This window comes from Cellvibrio mixtus subsp. mixtus J3-8, assembly GCF_000766945.1.
Lineage (GTDB): Bacteria > Pseudomonadota > Gammaproteobacteria > Pseudomonadales > Cellvibrionaceae > Cellvibrio > Cellvibrio mixtus_A.
The window spans coordinates 588,978-603,534 of sequence record NZ_KN266207.1; the positions used below are offsets into that span (position 1 = coordinate 588,978).

A 14,557-nucleotide genomic window follows, 5' to 3' on the forward strand; every position below is an offset into this window, starting at 1 on the left:
ATGCGAAATCCTCTCCAGCTTTTTTTTATAAAATCAAAAGCGATTTTATTGCTGTGGATTTTGGCCGTCATATTGATAGCAAATACAGTACATGCTGCTACCTACAACCTTACCAGTGGCTCATATCCTCCTTGCAATACCAGCTGGGCTGTTTCCGGCTCTACCTACACCTGTAGCGGCAATGGGCGGGTTAGTCTGGCATCCGGGGACATCGTTATCGCAAATACCAATGTCACTATTTTTGCAAACGATGGGTTTTCATTAAGCAGTAATACCACCATTGGTTCAGCATCGGCCAATATTAATTTGATATCAAATTACGGAACAATTACATCCAGTGGTACCAGTAGTATTTATGGCACTGTTAACGCAGGAAGTGGCGTTGTTACGCTAATCAATACTAATGTCAATGGTGCTTTAACTTCATCGGGTAATGTGAATTTAACCGGCGGGAGTGTTAGCGGATTGGTCACCAGTTCAAGCAATACGATTACTACCAATGGCACTAATTTATTGGCGGGTGCCACTGCACAATCCGGTATGACAATTACGGGTGGCACAATAGCCGGTAATTTCACAATGACTGCTTACAACGCTATCACGCTTTCCGGTGTAACAATGACGAGTGGCAGTATTTCGGGATCCAGTATTGTCACTATTCAAAATGGCAGCGTGTTAGGTTCAAGCTCAAGCGCTATTTCAATTAGCAGTAATAGCGGTGCAATTACCGTAAATAATTCTACTGTCTATGGGAATTTAACTGCTCCTAATTATTCAACTGTCAATGTTACTAACGGTGCTCAGGTATATGGAACCTGCACTCCCGGGTCAACACCTGCAAATGCTTGTAGTGGTTCATCGGCAAGTATTTGCCCTTCGGGAATTGCCAGCGGGATTACAGGAAATTATTACAACAATACATCATTAACTGAACCTGCAACTGCAACCCGAAGTGATGGGCCAATAGATTTCACGTGGGGTTCCGGTGCCCCGGGCCCAACCGGTGTTACTGCTGATACTTTTTCTGTGCGGTGGAGCGGTTATGTGCGAGCGACAACGTCAGGAACGTATCGTTTTAGAACTGTGTCCGATGATGGTGTTCGTCTCTACCTTAACGGTAATTTAATTATTAATCGTTGGAATGACCATTCGCCTACCACAGATACAAGTGCAGATATTTCATTAGTGGCCGGCCAATCCTATTCATTAGTATTGGAATATTACGAGAATGCTGGCAGCGCAACTATGCAGTTGAGTTGGCAGACTCCGGGCGCTGCTTCTTATGTGGCAATTCCGGCAGGGCCAACACCAACCCTGGGATCTGGCTTGTATGAATGTATGGCTGTTATAAAGCCACCGGTGAGCTCCTGTTCGACAAGTTTAGCGGCAGGTATAACCGGTAAATATTTTAATAATATGCTGGCCTCAGGCACTGTTGTGGCTACGCGTTCTGATGGCCCGATTAATTTTGATTGGGGAGGAGGGGCGCCCGGGCCAACGGGTGTTAATGCAGATAATTTTTCGGTGAGTTGGGATGGATATTTGCGTATTACCCAATCCGGTGTTTATCGTTTCCAGACAAATTCTGATGACGGTATTCGTTTAAGGGTTAATGGCGATTTAATCATTGACCAATGGAACGATCATTCAGTGACCACCCACACAAGTAATGCGGTTAATTTAGTGGCGGGAAATTCATATCCGATTAAATTGGAATTTTATGAAAATGGCGGTTACGCCGTTGCGCAATTGTTATGGCAAACGCCGGCGGGCGGCGCTTATACGGCTATTCCCAAAGGATCTACACCGGTATCCACTGCTGGCTTGTATGAGTGTGTTACAACACCGGCATCTTATTTACTTGCTAATAATTCAACAGGAATTACTTGCGCGGCTGAAGCAGTAACAGTAACAGCACTCAATGCAGCGAATGCAGCTTATGCTCCTCCGGCAGGAACAGTAGTTACTATGTCTACAAATCCGGCCACAGGGGTATGGGTGGGTGGTGCTACCTATACATTTACCGGAACAGAATCATCCTTTACCAAATACTTGCAGCAGACTACACCGGCTGCGCTGGCAATTGCCGCCAATAGCACTACTGCAACGGGGGCCTCATCAATTACATTTGCCGATACGGGATTGAAAATTGCGTTAAATACAGCATTGAATCCTATTCCAACACAAGTTGCAGCGGTTAATGGTCCGGCGATTATAAGGGCTGTTCGCACCAGTACTACAACCGGTGCGTGTGAAGCGCGAATCGGTGCGGGTACACGCACGGTAAATATGGCATATACCTGTATAAATCCCAATTCCTGCAATATTGCAACAGAGTTTTTCCGGGTCTCGGGAACATCTATCCAAGGGAATAATAATGCGGCGTCTTCGATAGTCTATTCACCAGTTACACTCACATTTAACGCTTCCGGCGAGGCGCCATTTACAATTAACTATACCGATGTTGGACAAATACGATTGTTAGGGCAATTATCGATTGCGGCCTCTGGTGTTGACCCCGCAATTACGCTGGCAGGTTCCAGCGATCCATTTATTGTCAAACCTTATTCCTTGGCAATAACGGATATTCGTAATGCAACCGGTACGAGAATAATTCCTCTGGCAGTGCCCGCAAATAACAACGTCCATAACACCGCCTTTGTTGTTGCTAGCGAACCCTTCAGTGTAAGGGTGCAAGCTCTGAACGCATTGGGCAGTATCACGCCTAATTATGGTAAGGAGTCGGTGCCGGAAAATGTTGCTATTGATATCGACAGTATTGTAACCCCGACTGGGGGAAGCCTTGGTGTGCTTAATAATAATGCTGCGTTTTCGTTAACTAGCACACCTGGGGAGTTCCTCAACACGACAGTGAATTGGAATAATGTTGGAACGATCAAATTATCTGCCCGTGTAGCCGATGGAGATTATTTAACGGGCGGCGCGGCCAGTGTAAAACCACTGGTGAATGCCGGCCGTTTTTATCCTGATCATTATTTTCTTAATAATGCTGGCCTGACTCCATCCTGTTCAGCCTTTACCTATATGGATCAGCCTTTTGCAATGAATTATGTTATTCAGGCACGCGGACTTGATAATACTGTGCTGAGTAATTATGGAGCAGGGTACCTACCCGCAAACACAAATCTGCCAACGGTCAATTATGTTGCGGAAAACCAGGATGGTGGAGTTGATCTTGGTGGGCGAGTTTATGACGGTGCTATAAAAAACTGGAGTAACGGCGTTTTTTCCATGACAAGCCCTGCTGCGGGTTTCAGGCGTTTAACTGTTAGCCCCTATGTAGATGGACCTTATCCTTCATTACAGTTGGGTTTAAGAGTTGATGATATATTGGATGGGCGCTTGATAAAAAATCCTGATATGAATGCAACTACAACCGGCATATGTTCCGGATCAACTTGCACAGGCAAAATGATTGGCAGTGCTATAAACATGCGTTATGGCCGTTTGCGTTTGGATGATGCATTCGGGCCCGAAACGGCCTATCTACCTGTAAATTTTTATACAGAACATTGGTTGGGAAATCGTTTCGTGAAAAATACAGACGATAGCTGCACCAAAATTTTACGCAGTGCTATTAATTACAGGGCAGGTAACATCCTCACTCCCGCAAATCTAACGGTAGCTTTAACAGGTGGAACCACTACGGGAAATTATGGTTCCATGGATGCAACACAGGTCAGCTTTATCAATGGTGATGCACGGCAATATTTTTCAGCACCTACAAATGCAGCGCAAGGCGTATTTAATGTTACCGTGGATTTAACCGCGTATCCCTGGCTGCGATTTGATTGGAATCAAGATAATATTTATTCAGATGTTAGTTTGCCGCCTGCACGCTTTGGTTTCGGTAGCTACCGTGGTCATGACCGTGTAATCTATTGGCGTGAAATTTTTTAATAGTTACTAACCATGACGATGTATTTATGGAAATGACGATTACTACTCCCAGTTTATTATTCCCGGCGATTTCATTGTTAATGCTGGCCTACACAAATCGTTTTGTTGTATTAACCAATGTCATTCGGCAATTAAGCAACCTTGAAGACGCCCATTCAAAAGATGTAGTGGTGCGTCAAATAGATAACTTGCGTCTGCGTGTGCAAGTAATTCGTAAAATGCAGGCTTATGGTGTGCTTTCATTTGTTTTATGTACCATGTCGATGTTTTCATTGTTATTGACATGGTCTGTAACAGGGCAATTTTTATTTGCGGTTAGTTTATTGCTTTTGGTTGTTTCGTTAACATTTTCTTTATATGAAGTTAATATTTCAACAAAGGCAATTAATATCGAGCTGGAAAAATTTGATGCTAAATTGATAGGTAAAAATAAACAGCACTAGGCTGTTTATTTTTATCCTTATTGTGTGGAGCTGTTTTGCTCCCGGAATCTATGCATAAGATTTTTCGGTTGACGACTCCAGCCGGATATCCACAGCCAGGTCATCGGCAATTTTATCCAGGTAGTCGTACAGTTCATTCATATCTACTGCTTTGGGTACCTCAATTACGCCAGTGGCTTCAAACAGTGGTTCACCGGACCATGGCATACTGGAGCAGGCAGTTTCCAGCGCTCCCATGTTAATATGTCGGCCAGCAAAGGCTTGGGCGATTTCGCGCACAATACCCGGGCGATCATTACCAACAACACTAAAGCTGAATTCACGGCATTCAGGCTTGGCGGTACTGACCGCAGTATCGACAACGATTTTGAATCCTTTGCTATTTAGTTCGTTGAGTGCTGCTTTTAGTTGGTCCTGATGTTCCAGTGCAACAGCGACTTGTAAAATGCCGGCAAACTTGCCGGCTAATTGCGCCATGCGGCTTTCCAGCCAATTGCCATGGTGTTGGCTGATGGTTTGTGCCAATTGTTCCACCACACCGGGGCGGTCATCGCTGAGGACAGTCAATACAAGTTGCGTGTTCACGTTGCTTCCTTATTGTTAAATTGCTGATGTAACGTTTATGAAGTGGGTTATCAAAGATTACTCCGCTTATATTACCCGAACAAGTCGGAAATACCGGCTTTGTTCGAATCTAATGAAATGCAATCAAAATTGGTAGTGTTAGATGATTATTCCTTATGAACAATTATCGAGCGACGCGTTGCAAGGATTGATTGAAGAATTCATTACCCGTGAGGGCACCGATTATGGTGAGGAAGAGCTTTCGCTCGGTGTAAAAGTTGAACAAATAAAGCAACAGCTCAGGCGTCGGGAAATTGTCGTGGTTTTTGATACTGCCAGTGAATCGGTCAGTATTTTATCGCGCCGCGATGCCGAGTTGCTTGAATAGCAGTAACTGGTTGAAACCTGCGATAAGCATTAACAAAGAGAAAATTGTGAATCATTTATTTTTACATTGTCGACCCGGTTTTGAAAAAGAATGTGCGGCGGAAATTACTGACCTGGCGGGAGAGCTGGGTATTTATGGATACAGTAAAACCAAGGACAACAGTGCCTATGTGTTATTTATTACCCATGAGCCTGATGGTGCTGCGCAGCTGTTGAAAATTTTGCGCTTCCGTAAATTTATTTTTACCCGCCAATGGTTTGCCTGTGCGGGAGTGATTGATGGATTACCGGTTAGTGATCGCGTAACACCATTGCTGGCTGCTGCAAAAAATTTAGCAGAAGTGCGCGAATTGCTTATTGAAACTGTGGATACCAATGAAGGCAAGGAATTGTCTGGTTTGAGCAAAAAATTTACTGCACCATTTGAAAAAGCACTGCGTGCAGCATCACTTTTTTCCCAAAAAAGTGGAATGCGTTTGCACCTTGTTTTTATCTCGGGTACCCAGGCATATTTAGGTGTTAGTCCAATCAATAATTCATCGCCGTGGCCTATGGGTGTTACCCGTTTACGTTTACCAAAAGAAGCGCCCAGCCGTGCAACACTGAAATTGGAAGAGGCCTGGCATCATTTTATTGCGGCGGAAGATTGGGATATTCGTTTGGCTGCGAGTATGCGCGCGGTTGACCTCGGTGCTGCGCCCGGAGGCTGGACCTGGCAATTAGTACAGCGCGGTATGTTTGTAGAGGCTGTTGATAATGGTCCGATGGATAAAAACCTGATGGAAACCGGGCAGGTTCAGCACATACTCAGCGATGGTTTTTTATTCGAACCCAAAAAACCTGTAGATTGGCTAGTGTGTGACATTGTGGATAAACCTGCGCGTGTAACCAGTATGATTATTAAATGGTTCACCAAAAAATATTGCCGCGAAGCTGTGTTTAATTTGAAGTTGCCAATGAAACAACGCTACGCCGAGGTGAAAAAATGTGAAGAACGAATTCGCAATGAGTTGGAAAAAGCCGGTTTTCGCGTGGATATCCAGTTCAAACAACTTTATCACGATCGTGAAGAGGTGACTGGCCACTTGCGGGTTTTTTAATTTCCTGACGAGCCATTATCGGATTTAATGATAAGCGGTACGGTCACCGGTATCGGCAGCGGTATGTTGCAAAACCCACTCAGTCAGCGTTACCCAATCCTCAATCAATGAACGCAACAGCGTCATGTGGCTGGGAGGAAGGTTATGTTGTTTGAGTGCTTCTTCACCTATCGCGGTGAGTACAGCAACAATTTTACCGATAGTGTGGGCTTTAAGGGATTTAAGCACATCTTTATTGAGTAACATTTCGCCCGTGTATGCAGATTGGAGATCTTCAAAAGAGACTGCTGTAGTAGAGTCGATGGTTTGCTTTACTGCGTGGGCTAACAATGGGTGGTTGTTGTGAAGCAGGCGAAATGTAAGCTCCAGCGCCTGGCGACTAAAAAAATCAGAGGGCATATAATCGTTTATCGGTTTCCGGGACATCAAATAATGTTCCTCGGTGGTGAAATCTTCTCCTGACTCTATTTTTTCCATTGATCTAATCATAGCAATCGCTTTGCTATTTGCAGGAATTTTTATAGACGATTTAAAACTATGAATGAACAAATTGATAAAACTTTGGATACTTCTGGCTTGCTTTGCCCGGAGCCGGTAATGATGTTACACAGAGCAGTCAAAGAGGTGGCGATTGGAAATTTAATTGAAGTGATTGCAACGGATCCGTCAACACAGCGTGATATTCCCAAGTTCTGTTTATTTCTTGGTCATGAATTGGTCGGGCAGAAAAAAACAGAGGCGCAATATTTTTATTACATTCGTAAAAATAAATAGCGTAATGCTACTTAAAAAAAATAACGCCGCCAATACGGCGTTATTTTTTCAAACTGTGAAATTACAATAAATCAGGTTTGCATTCCATCAACCAGCAATGAAATTGCGGCTAACGCTTCAGGATCTTCAGCTTTAATTTTGTTCGCAATTTGATGCTGGAAAAAATAGCGAAATTGTTCACTGGCTTGAGCTTCGTACAAGGATTCATCACCCGGCAAAACCGGAGTGCTAATGACCTTGTTGGGGTCGCTGATCATCGCGTATACGCTGCCATCATAATGCAGGCACCAGCTGACAACCTCAACGAGCGACAAACGCTTGTTATCAGGAACTGCTAAAACTGCATGGGTACCTATAGTGTCTGGTAGCTCCTGGATAACATCATCACCGCTATCGCATTGCACTTCGTAGTATTCCGCTGCCGTTTCAAGTTCGATGATCTTGTGCATCGGAGCTTCAAAAAATAACTCATCAATGCCCGGATCATAATAACCTTCCCAATGACCATTGAGCGGATCGCACAAATCAGGGCAGGGGACAATATCATTTAGCCAGGGAACCAAACCCACTACTTCGCCATTGGCTCTAAGGCCCCAGCAGAGGATTTTGAGGCTGTAAAGTTTTTCGGAGCTGGTATCGTTGGAGTAGAGCATTTCCAGCCCGTCCAGTTCAGGAGCAAGGCGGATAAAACGCTCATCGTGCAGGGCTGAATAGGTTTTCCTGGTGAAGAGATCAACCACATTATCCATGTTGTGGCCAGTGTGCGAGGTCTTCATAATACCACCCCCTAAAGTGAGGCTGAGCCGGATCAACAAACCGGACGCCGGACAATGGTTTTAACGTCACCATCACTATATAAAGTATATGCTAAATGTCTAAAGCACAACTGCTATGGGCATTTTTTTTATTCCCTGAGTTTATCGACAGTTTATTCTTTCTGTAGTTTTGATCTATAGAGATTATTTTTTTGGATGTAAGCGAGTTTTTATGAAGATAGTTGCGGACGAGAATATACCGCTGGTCAATGAGTTTTTCAGTCGCCTGGGTACAGTTACTTGCCTGCCGGGGCGTACCTTGAGCTCCGCTGATGTGCGAGATGCTGACGCATTAATTGTTCGTTCTGTAACCAGGGTCAATGAGGCGCTGCTCGCCGGAAGCAACGTGAAATTTGTTGGCACTTGTACGATTGGGGTAGATCATCTCGATCAGGCATATCTTTCTGCTCAGGGTATTCGCTGGTCAAGCGCCCCCGGGTGTAATGCCAATTCCGTTGTGGAGTTCGTGTATGCAGCGCTAAGTCACCTGGATATTAATTGGTTACCGGTTAAGTTCGGGATCATTGGTTGCGGTAATGTGGGAGGACTTTTGTATAAGCGCCTGAAGGCCCAGGGAGTTGATGTCCGTTGTTATGACCCGAATTTATCGCCTGTGCAAAATCCTGACCTTACCACTCTGGAGGAGGTTTTGGCATGTGATGTGATCAGTATGCACACGCCTTTAGTGGTAACCGGCCCATACCCCAGCTTTCATTTATTAGGCCATAAAGAATTATCACAATTAAAACCCGATGCTGTATTGATCAATGCAGGGCGCGGCGCGGTCATTAATAACCAGGCATTGCTTGAAATTCTGAATGCTCGCCCGGACCTCCGCGTAGTGCTGGATGTTTGGGAACCCGAACCGGATATTTCGCTGGAATTGCTCGACAAGGTTTTATTGGGGAGTCCGCATATTGCCGGTTATAGCTATGACGGAAAACTCAACGGAACTGAGATCGTTTATCAAGCTTTGTGTAAGCATATCGATACCCAACCTAAGGCATCGCTTGCCGCACTTGTTCCTCCGCTGGAAAATAATCAGTTGCGTGTTGATGATGAAAACAGAACGGTTTTTGAAATTGCCCAATCGCTCATTAAACAAGTTTATGACATTGTTGCTGACGACGCACGTTTGCGCGAAACCGCGCGAAAAGCATTGGCTGGTGAAATAAAATTCGGTGAAGGGTTTGATAATTTGCGCAAGCATTATCCCAAGCGCCGCGAATTCCATAATTACCAGGTGCATTTGGAGTCAGTTAGTGAAGCGGATAAACGCTGGTTACAAATATTAGGTTTTCGTTGTGTTTAGGTTAGGGCTAATTATTAATCCTTATGCAGGGTTGGGCGGAAGTGTTGGTTTAAAAGGTTCTGATGGTGAAGCTATTCGCACAGAAGCGTTAGCGCGTGGAGCGGAAATACGTGCGCCTCAACGAATGGCTCGGGCATTACAGTTTTTATTGCCGTTTCGCGATCAAATCCAGGTTTTTTGTTTTGCGGGCGATATGGGTGAAAATTGTGCGCGTGATGCGGGTTTTCATACCAGCATTATTGGTGTGGCGCACCATCAACCAAGCGAAGCGGCAGACACTTGCGCCGCTGCTACTGCATTAATGAATGAATCGGTGGATTTAATTTTATTTGCGGGGGGTGATGGAACTGCTCGTTTAATAGCTGATGTTATTGGCACTCGCCAACCTGTACTGGGTGTCCCATCCGGTGTGAAAATGCATTCCGGTGTTTATGCTATTTCCCCGGAAGCAGCGGGTGAAATTGTTAAGCAATTATTAACGGGGCAATTGGTTAATATTGCTGAGCGTGATGTAAAAGATATTGATGAAGATGCGTTCCGCAATGGACAGGTGCGTGCACGTTTTTATGGGACCTTGCTAGTGCCGGAGGATTCACAGTTTTTACAGCAAGTAAAAAATGCTGGTACAGAGCGTGATGAATTGGCGCAACTGGATGTCGCGCAGGAAATGATTGAGCAGCTTCAGCAGGATACCCTGTATCTCGTTGGCCCTGGTTCCACCACCCATTTATTTCTTGCAGAATTGGGTTTGGATGGCAGTTTACTCGGTGTAGATATTTTACTTAACAATGAGTTGATTGCAGTGGATGTCAGTGCGCCACAAATTATTTCCCACCTTGAGAAATTTTTGGGGTCGGTAAAAATAATTGTTACTGCCATTGGTGGGCAGGGCCATATTTTCGGGCGAGGCAACCAGCAATTCACACCGGATATTTTAAAGCGTGTTGGTAAGGAAAATATCATTATTATTGCCGCGCGCGGGAAAATACTTGCGCTTAATGGGCGTCCATTACTAGTCGATACCAATGATCTCCAGTTGGATCAATCCTTTAGTGGTTACACTCGCGTTATCACCGGATATAACGAAACTATTATGTATCCAGTGGGTTATACCATTACAGGAAAACAATCATGAATGTGGTTTTTGATCGCCTGGAACTTCTTGCAGAAAAGATTCGCACTTGTGAAATAATTGATAGTTATCGTGTTTTCCATGGCCGTGGACAAGTGTTTCCAGGGCTGGAATTCGTCACTGTCGATTTTTTCCAGCCAGTAATTCTGCTCACATTATTTTCCGAGCCACCGCACGGTTGGCTGGCCGAGTTACTTATTGGATCGCGTGTTTTATTTGATGAAAAAAAGACCGCTTTGCTTGTGCAGCGTCGGTATATAGCCGGTGCACCAAGTGAAATTTTGTGGGGATCTTTGCCTGAGCACTGTAGTGCGCGCCGCGGTAAGTTGGAGTTTTCCCTTCACCTCGCACAGCAGCAAAACAGTGGTTTTTTCCTTGATATGGAGCCAGGGCGGTCATGGGTAGAAAGAAATGCGCCTGGAAAACGTATTCTAAATTTATTTGCTTACACTTGTGCGTTTTCAGTTGTTGCAGTCGCTGCACAAGCAGAACTTGTAGTTAATGTAGATATGAGTAGCGCTGCATTAAACCTTGGTCGTAGCAACCATCAACGCAATGGCCTTGAGAAAACCCGCAGTGAATTTCTAGCCGAAAATATCCTTAAATCCTGGGGGCGAATTAAAAAGCGTGGCCCTTTTGATCTGGTGATTATCGATCCGCCGTCTTACCAAAAAGGTAGTTTTATTGCAGAAAAGGATTATGCAAAAGTGATCCGTCGTTTGCTCGAATTAATGCCGGGCGGTGGATTAGTGCTTGCTTGTTTGAATGCACCGGAATTAAGCGAAGGTTTCTTAATGGAAGCATTCGAAGATAACTGCCCTGCAGCAAAATTTGTTGAGCGCTTGCAACCCCATAGTGATTTTCCCGATGTACATCCCGGGCAGCAGTTGAAGCTGCTCGTGTATCGGTTGGATGCTTGATAGGGCGCGAGGTCTTTATTTCGAATAGTGACCGAAAATCAGGACTACACCTTATCGGTGAAAAAAAACCAGCTCTCAGCTGGTTTTTTTATGTGACCTGGATGTGCATCAAAAAAATTATTGCGAATAGCGTGACAGGAAATTACCGAAGCGTTGAATCGCTTTGGTCAGGTCATCTTCGCGCGGTAAAAACACAATGCGGAAGTGGTCGCGGTTTGGCCAGTTAAACGCAGTGCCTTGTACAAGCAATACTTTTTCTTGCAACAGGAAATCCAGAATCATTTGCTGGTCATCTTTAATTTTGTACATGTTCAAATCCAGTTTGGGGAACAAGTACAACGCACCTTTTGGTTTTACACAGGAAAGTCCCGGAATTTCCGCGATGGCTCTCAATGCGGTATCGCGTTGGTCGCGTAAACGGCCACCGGGAATAATTAATTCATTAATACTTTGATAGCCTCCAAGCGCCGTTTGTACGGCATACATTGCCGGTACGTTAGCGCACAAGCGCATAGAGGAAAGCATTTCCAGGCCTTCGATATAACTGCGGGCGCGGTGTTTTGCTCCGCTGATAACCATCCAGCCCGAACGGAAACCCGCCAGTCGATAGGCTTTGGAAAGGCCATTAAAACTTACGCAGAGAACATCCTGTGCCAGGCGACCCATCGGGATAAATTCCGCATCGTCATAGAGGATTTTGCCGTAAATTTCGTCGGAAAAAATAATCAGGTTGTGGCGGCGCGCGAGCTCAACAATCGCCTCCAATAATTCTTTGCTGTAAACCGCACCGGTCGGATTGTTGGGGTTGATCACGACAATGCCGCGGGTTCTATCGGTAATTTTGCTCTCGATATCAGCAAGATCCGGGAACCAATCGGATTGTTCGTCGCACAAATAATGGCGGGCTTTACCTCCTGCCAGATTTACAGCGGCAGTCCAGAGCGGGTAATCCGGAGCGGGGACTAATACTTCGTCACCATTGTTCAGTAGCGCTTGCATGGCCATAACGATTAACTCGCTGGCACCATTACCCAGAATAATATCTTCGATTTCAACACCGGGAATATCAAGGCGCTGGCATTCGTGCATAATCGCTTTGCGTGCGGCAAACAGGCCTTTGGAGGCGGTATAACCTTCGGCGTTGGCGAGGTTATGGATGACGTCCTGGATGATTTCATCCGGCGCCGAGAAACCAAACGGGGCAGGGTTGCCAATATTCAGTTTCAGAATGCGGTTGCCTTCTTCTTCGAGGCGATTAGCGTGCTCCAGTACCGGGCCGCGAATGTCATAACAAACTCCGTTGAGTTTGTCGGATTTCTTAATTGGGTTCATTTGCAGTAAGATGCCTTGATTGCGGGTAATGCGTGAATGCGGTTGAAAAACACACGAATAATCGACCTTAACTAGTTGATCTGTCAAGGAAATCCTTATGGCTGCCAACGAAAAATTTAATGATAACCACTGGCGCGAAACGCTAACTCCCGAGCAGTACCGGATTTGCCGGGAAAAAGGCACAGAACGGCCTTTTACAGGTGAATATTGGCAAGAATTCAACGCGGGTGATTACCGTTGCCGTTGCTGCGGCGAACTGCTGTTTGATGCGGATACCAAATTCGATGCCGGCTGTGGTTGGCCCAGCTTTTATGCTCCGGTAAATAAAGTGGCGATACGGGAGTTACTGGATACCAGCCATGGAATGCATCGTACTGAAGTTGTATGCCGCAATTGTGACTGCCATTTAGGACATGTGTTTACCGATGGCCCTGCACCTACCGGGTTGCGCTATTGCATCAATTCCGCCTCCATTCTTTTTGTACCTGACGAACAGGATAAAAAGTAATGGTCTCCCGGGGTCACCCCGGGAATCTTAAGGTTTCATAGTCTTTGCACAATTGCATGGGCCGGTTTGCATTTGTTAACAAGTGTTAATTGCTGGCAGTGCACCATGAAACCTTATCCTTAATCATGTTGAATGCTGACTACTCGCTTTTTCAAGTGAATGTTCGCGTGCGCTACATCGTCTGATAATTAATTAACCAAGGCGATGCCCAGTTTCCAGGAGTGATTTATGAAAAAGTCGCCGCGCTTTTTACAAAGCGGTATTGCCGGCCTGCTCAGTGCAGTATTGGCGGTGGGAGCTTATGCCCAGGCTCCGGCCGATAAACCGGTCGATGTGATTGTCCAATCGGTCAGTGTAAAAAACCTAACCACCCATATCGAAGCCCTCGGAACATTGCGGGCTAATGAATTTATTTCCCTGACCTCCAACGGCACCAAAAAAATTACGCGTATTAATTTTGAAGATGGCGAGCGCGTAGAAAGCGGGCAGGTGCTGGTAGAAATGACCAGCCGTGAGGAGTCGGCATTATTGGAAGAGGCGCGTTTTAATGCAGATGAAGCAAAAAAACAATTGGACCGTTTGCGTGAATTAACCAAGCGTGGAGCCGCCTCCCAGGCATTACTGGATCAACAAGTGCGCACCTACGAAGCAGCGCGTGCGCGTTACAACGCAACTGAGTCGCGCTTGAAAGATTTAATTCTGGTAGCGCCGTTTTCCGGTGTAGTGGGCTTGCGTGAGGTCAGCGTCGGGGCGCTGGTTTCCCCCGGTGACCAGATCACTACGTTGAACGACGACTCAAAAATGAAACTGGATTTTACTGTACCTGCGATTTATCTGCGCAGCATTGCTACAGGCTTGACTGTGGTGGCAAAAAGCCGTGACCTCGGCGACAAAGTGTTTGAAGGAAAAATCGTCAGTATTGATAACCAGATTGATGAAGTAACGCGCGCAATTAAAGTGCGTGCGTTGCTGGACAATAAATCCCACGAATTAAAACAAGGTATGTTGATGAAAGTGGATTTGCTGGCTGCAGAGCGTCAGGCAAAAGTAATTTCTGAATCTGCCCTGGTTCCTCTGGGGAGCAATAATTTTGTATTCGTGCTAAAAAAATCAGACAGTGGAACTATTGTTGAGCGGCGCGAAATTGAAATTGGTGAGCGTTTGGCGGGCGCGGTCGAAGTTCTCAATGGTGTGGCGGAAGGCGATAAAATTGTTACCCATGGGTTGCAAAAAATCCGTGCAGGGCAAAAGGTCAGCGTAATCTCGGAGGAAAAACCGGCAGCGGAACACATTGGTGAAGCAACCAATTTTTCTGAATTACTCCAGCGCAAAAAGAACTGAGGGTGAGT

At 45.5% G+C, this 14,557-nt stretch carries 14 protein-coding genes; 10 read left to right on the plus strand and 4 right to left on the minus strand.

The features are described from left to right. Together A596_RS07535 and A596_RS07540 are read left to right on the plus strand one after the other, a co-directional pair. The gene (locus A596_RS07535; RefSeq protein ID WP_039913504.1) at nucleotides 1-3,921 is read left to right on the plus strand and encodes a PA14 domain-containing protein; all 3,921 of its coding nucleotides are present in this window, start codon (nucleotides 1-3) and stop codon (nucleotides 3,919-3,921) included. A gap of 26 nt (nucleotides 3,922-3,947) precedes the next feature. After that, the gene (locus tag A596_RS07540; protein WP_039913505.1) at nucleotides 3,948-4,364 is read left to right on the plus strand and encodes a DUF2721 domain-containing protein; all 417 of its coding nucleotides are present in this window, start codon (nucleotides 3,948-3,950) and stop codon (nucleotides 4,362-4,364) included. Nucleotides 4,365-4,412: 48 nt separating this feature from the next. Here A596_RS07540 and A596_RS07545 read toward each other — a convergent pair whose 3' ends face one another. Then, nucleotides 4,413-4,949 carry a glycine cleavage system transcriptional repressor gene (locus A596_RS07545; RefSeq protein WP_039913506.1) on the minus strand — a complete coding sequence of 179 codons (537 nt, stop codon included), beginning with the start codon at nucleotides 4,947-4,949 and terminating at the stop codon, nucleotides 4,413-4,415. 142 nt (nucleotides 4,950-5,091) lie between these two features. Here A596_RS07545 and A596_RS07550 point away from each other — a divergent pair, with 142 nt between their 5' ends. Both A596_RS07550 and rlmM read left to right on the plus strand, forming a co-directional pair. After that, a complete protein-coding gene (locus A596_RS07550; protein ID WP_039913507.1) occupies nucleotides 5,092-5,316 on the plus strand; it encodes a YheU family protein in 225 nt (74 codons plus the stop codon). 46 nt (nucleotides 5,317-5,362) lie between these two features. Further along, nucleotides 5,363-6,415, plus strand: a complete 1,053-nt coding sequence (gene rlmM, locus A596_RS07555; RefSeq protein ID WP_039914439.1) for a 23S rRNA (cytidine(2498)-2'-O)-methyltransferase RlmM — start codon at nucleotides 5,363-5,365, stop codon at nucleotides 6,413-6,415. Nucleotides 6,416-6,439: 24 nt separating this feature from the next. Here the strand turns inward: rlmM and A596_RS07560 are convergent, their stop codons facing one another. After that, the gene (locus A596_RS07560) at nucleotides 6,440-6,904 is read right to left on the minus strand and encodes a hypothetical protein (RefSeq protein WP_235425641.1); all 465 of its coding nucleotides are present in this window, start codon (nucleotides 6,902-6,904) and stop codon (nucleotides 6,440-6,442) included. Between the two features lie 48 nt (nucleotides 6,905-6,952). Between A596_RS07560 and tusA the strand changes: the two genes are divergently transcribed. Further along, nucleotides 6,953-7,189 carry a sulfurtransferase TusA gene (gene tusA, locus A596_RS07565; protein ID WP_039913509.1) on the plus strand — a complete coding sequence of 79 codons (237 nt, stop codon included), beginning with the start codon at nucleotides 6,953-6,955 and terminating at the stop codon, nucleotides 7,187-7,189. A 71-nt stretch (nucleotides 7,190-7,260) separates the two neighbouring features. Here tusA and A596_RS07570 read toward each other — a convergent pair whose 3' ends face one another. Further along, complete coding sequence (locus A596_RS07570) at nucleotides 7,261-7,965, minus strand: hypothetical protein (protein ID WP_039913510.1); 705 nt, start codon at nucleotides 7,963-7,965, stop codon at nucleotides 7,261-7,263. A gap of 211 nt (nucleotides 7,966-8,176) precedes the next feature. Between A596_RS07570 and A596_RS07575 the strand changes: the two genes are divergently transcribed. From A596_RS07575 to A596_RS07585, 3 genes are read left to right on the plus strand one after another with little or no spacing between them, the layout of a single operon-like run. Continuing rightward, a complete protein-coding gene (locus A596_RS07575) occupies nucleotides 8,177-9,316 on the plus strand; it encodes a 4-phosphoerythronate dehydrogenase (protein WP_039913511.1) in 1,140 nt (379 codons plus the stop codon). Beyond that, nucleotides 9,309-10,451, plus strand: a complete 1,143-nt coding sequence (locus A596_RS07580) for an ATP-NAD kinase family protein (RefSeq protein ID WP_039913512.1) — start codon at nucleotides 9,309-9,311, stop codon at nucleotides 10,449-10,451. The genes A596_RS07575 and A596_RS07580 overlap by 8 nt, the downstream gene beginning before the upstream one ends. Continuing rightward, the gene (locus tag A596_RS07585) at nucleotides 10,448-11,368 is read left to right on the plus strand and encodes a class I SAM-dependent methyltransferase (RefSeq protein WP_039913513.1); all 921 of its coding nucleotides are present in this window, start codon (nucleotides 10,448-10,450) and stop codon (nucleotides 11,366-11,368) included. Before A596_RS07580 ends, A596_RS07585 begins: the two co-directional genes overlap by 4 nt. Nucleotides 11,369-11,485: 117 nt before the next feature. Here A596_RS07585 and A596_RS07590 read toward each other — a convergent pair whose 3' ends face one another. Then, entirely contained in the window at nucleotides 11,486-12,700 is a 1,215-nt protein-coding gene (locus A596_RS07590) for a pyridoxal phosphate-dependent aminotransferase (RefSeq protein ID WP_039913514.1), read from the minus strand. A gap of 97 nt (nucleotides 12,701-12,797) precedes the next feature. Between A596_RS07590 and msrB the strand changes: the two genes are divergently transcribed. Next, nucleotides 12,798-13,208: a peptide-methionine (R)-S-oxide reductase MsrB gene (gene msrB / locus A596_RS07595; RefSeq protein WP_039913515.1), complete on the plus strand. Its 411-nt coding sequence runs from the start codon at nucleotides 12,798-12,800 to the stop codon at nucleotides 13,206-13,208. A 228-nt stretch (nucleotides 13,209-13,436) separates the two neighbouring features. Continuing rightward, nucleotides 13,437-14,549, plus strand: coding sequence for an efflux RND transporter periplasmic adaptor subunit (locus A596_RS07600; RefSeq protein ID WP_052417333.1), 1,113 nt, complete (start codon nucleotides 13,437-13,439; stop codon nucleotides 14,547-14,549). Nucleotides 14,550-14,557 lie beyond the last annotated feature (8 nt).

Bases quoted from the DNA above. Each gene is read 5' to 3' on its own strand.
- A596_RS07575 (WP_039913511.1), top strand. From the start codon at position 8,177: ATGAAGATAGTTGCGGACGAGAATATACCGCTGGTCAATGAGTTTTTC.
- A596_RS07590 (WP_039913514.1), bottom strand. From the start codon at position 12,700: ATGAACCCAATTAAGAAATCCGACAAACTCAACGGAGTTTGTTATGAC.
- A596_RS07585 (WP_039913513.1), top strand. From the start codon at position 10,448: ATGAATGTGGTTTTTGATCGCCTGGAACTTCTTGCAGAAAAGATTCGC.
- A596_RS07570 (WP_039913510.1), bottom strand. From the start codon at position 7,965: ATGAAGACCTCGCACACTGGCCACAACATGGATAATGTGGTTGATCTC.
- msrB (WP_039913515.1), top strand. From the start codon at position 12,798: ATGGCTGCCAACGAAAAATTTAATGATAACCACTGGCGCGAAACGCTA.
- tusA (WP_039913509.1), top strand. From the start codon at position 6,953: ATGAATGAACAAATTGATAAAACTTTGGATACTTCTGGCTTGCTTTGC.
- A596_RS07540 (WP_039913505.1), top strand. From the start codon at position 3,948: ATGGAAATGACGATTACTACTCCCAGTTTATTATTCCCGGCGATTTCA.
- A596_RS07550 (WP_039913507.1), top strand. From the start codon at position 5,092: ATGATTATTCCTTATGAACAATTATCGAGCGACGCGTTGCAAGGATTG.
- A596_RS07600 (WP_052417333.1), top strand. From the start codon at position 13,437: ATGAAAAAGTCGCCGCGCTTTTTACAAAGCGGTATTGCCGGCCTGCTC.
- A596_RS07560 (WP_235425641.1), bottom strand. From the start codon at position 6,904: ATGATTAGATCAATGGAAAAAATAGAGTCAGGAGAAGATTTCACCACC.
- A596_RS07535 (WP_039913504.1), top strand. From the start codon at position 1: ATGCGAAATCCTCTCCAGCTTTTTTTTATAAAATCAAAAGCGATTTTA.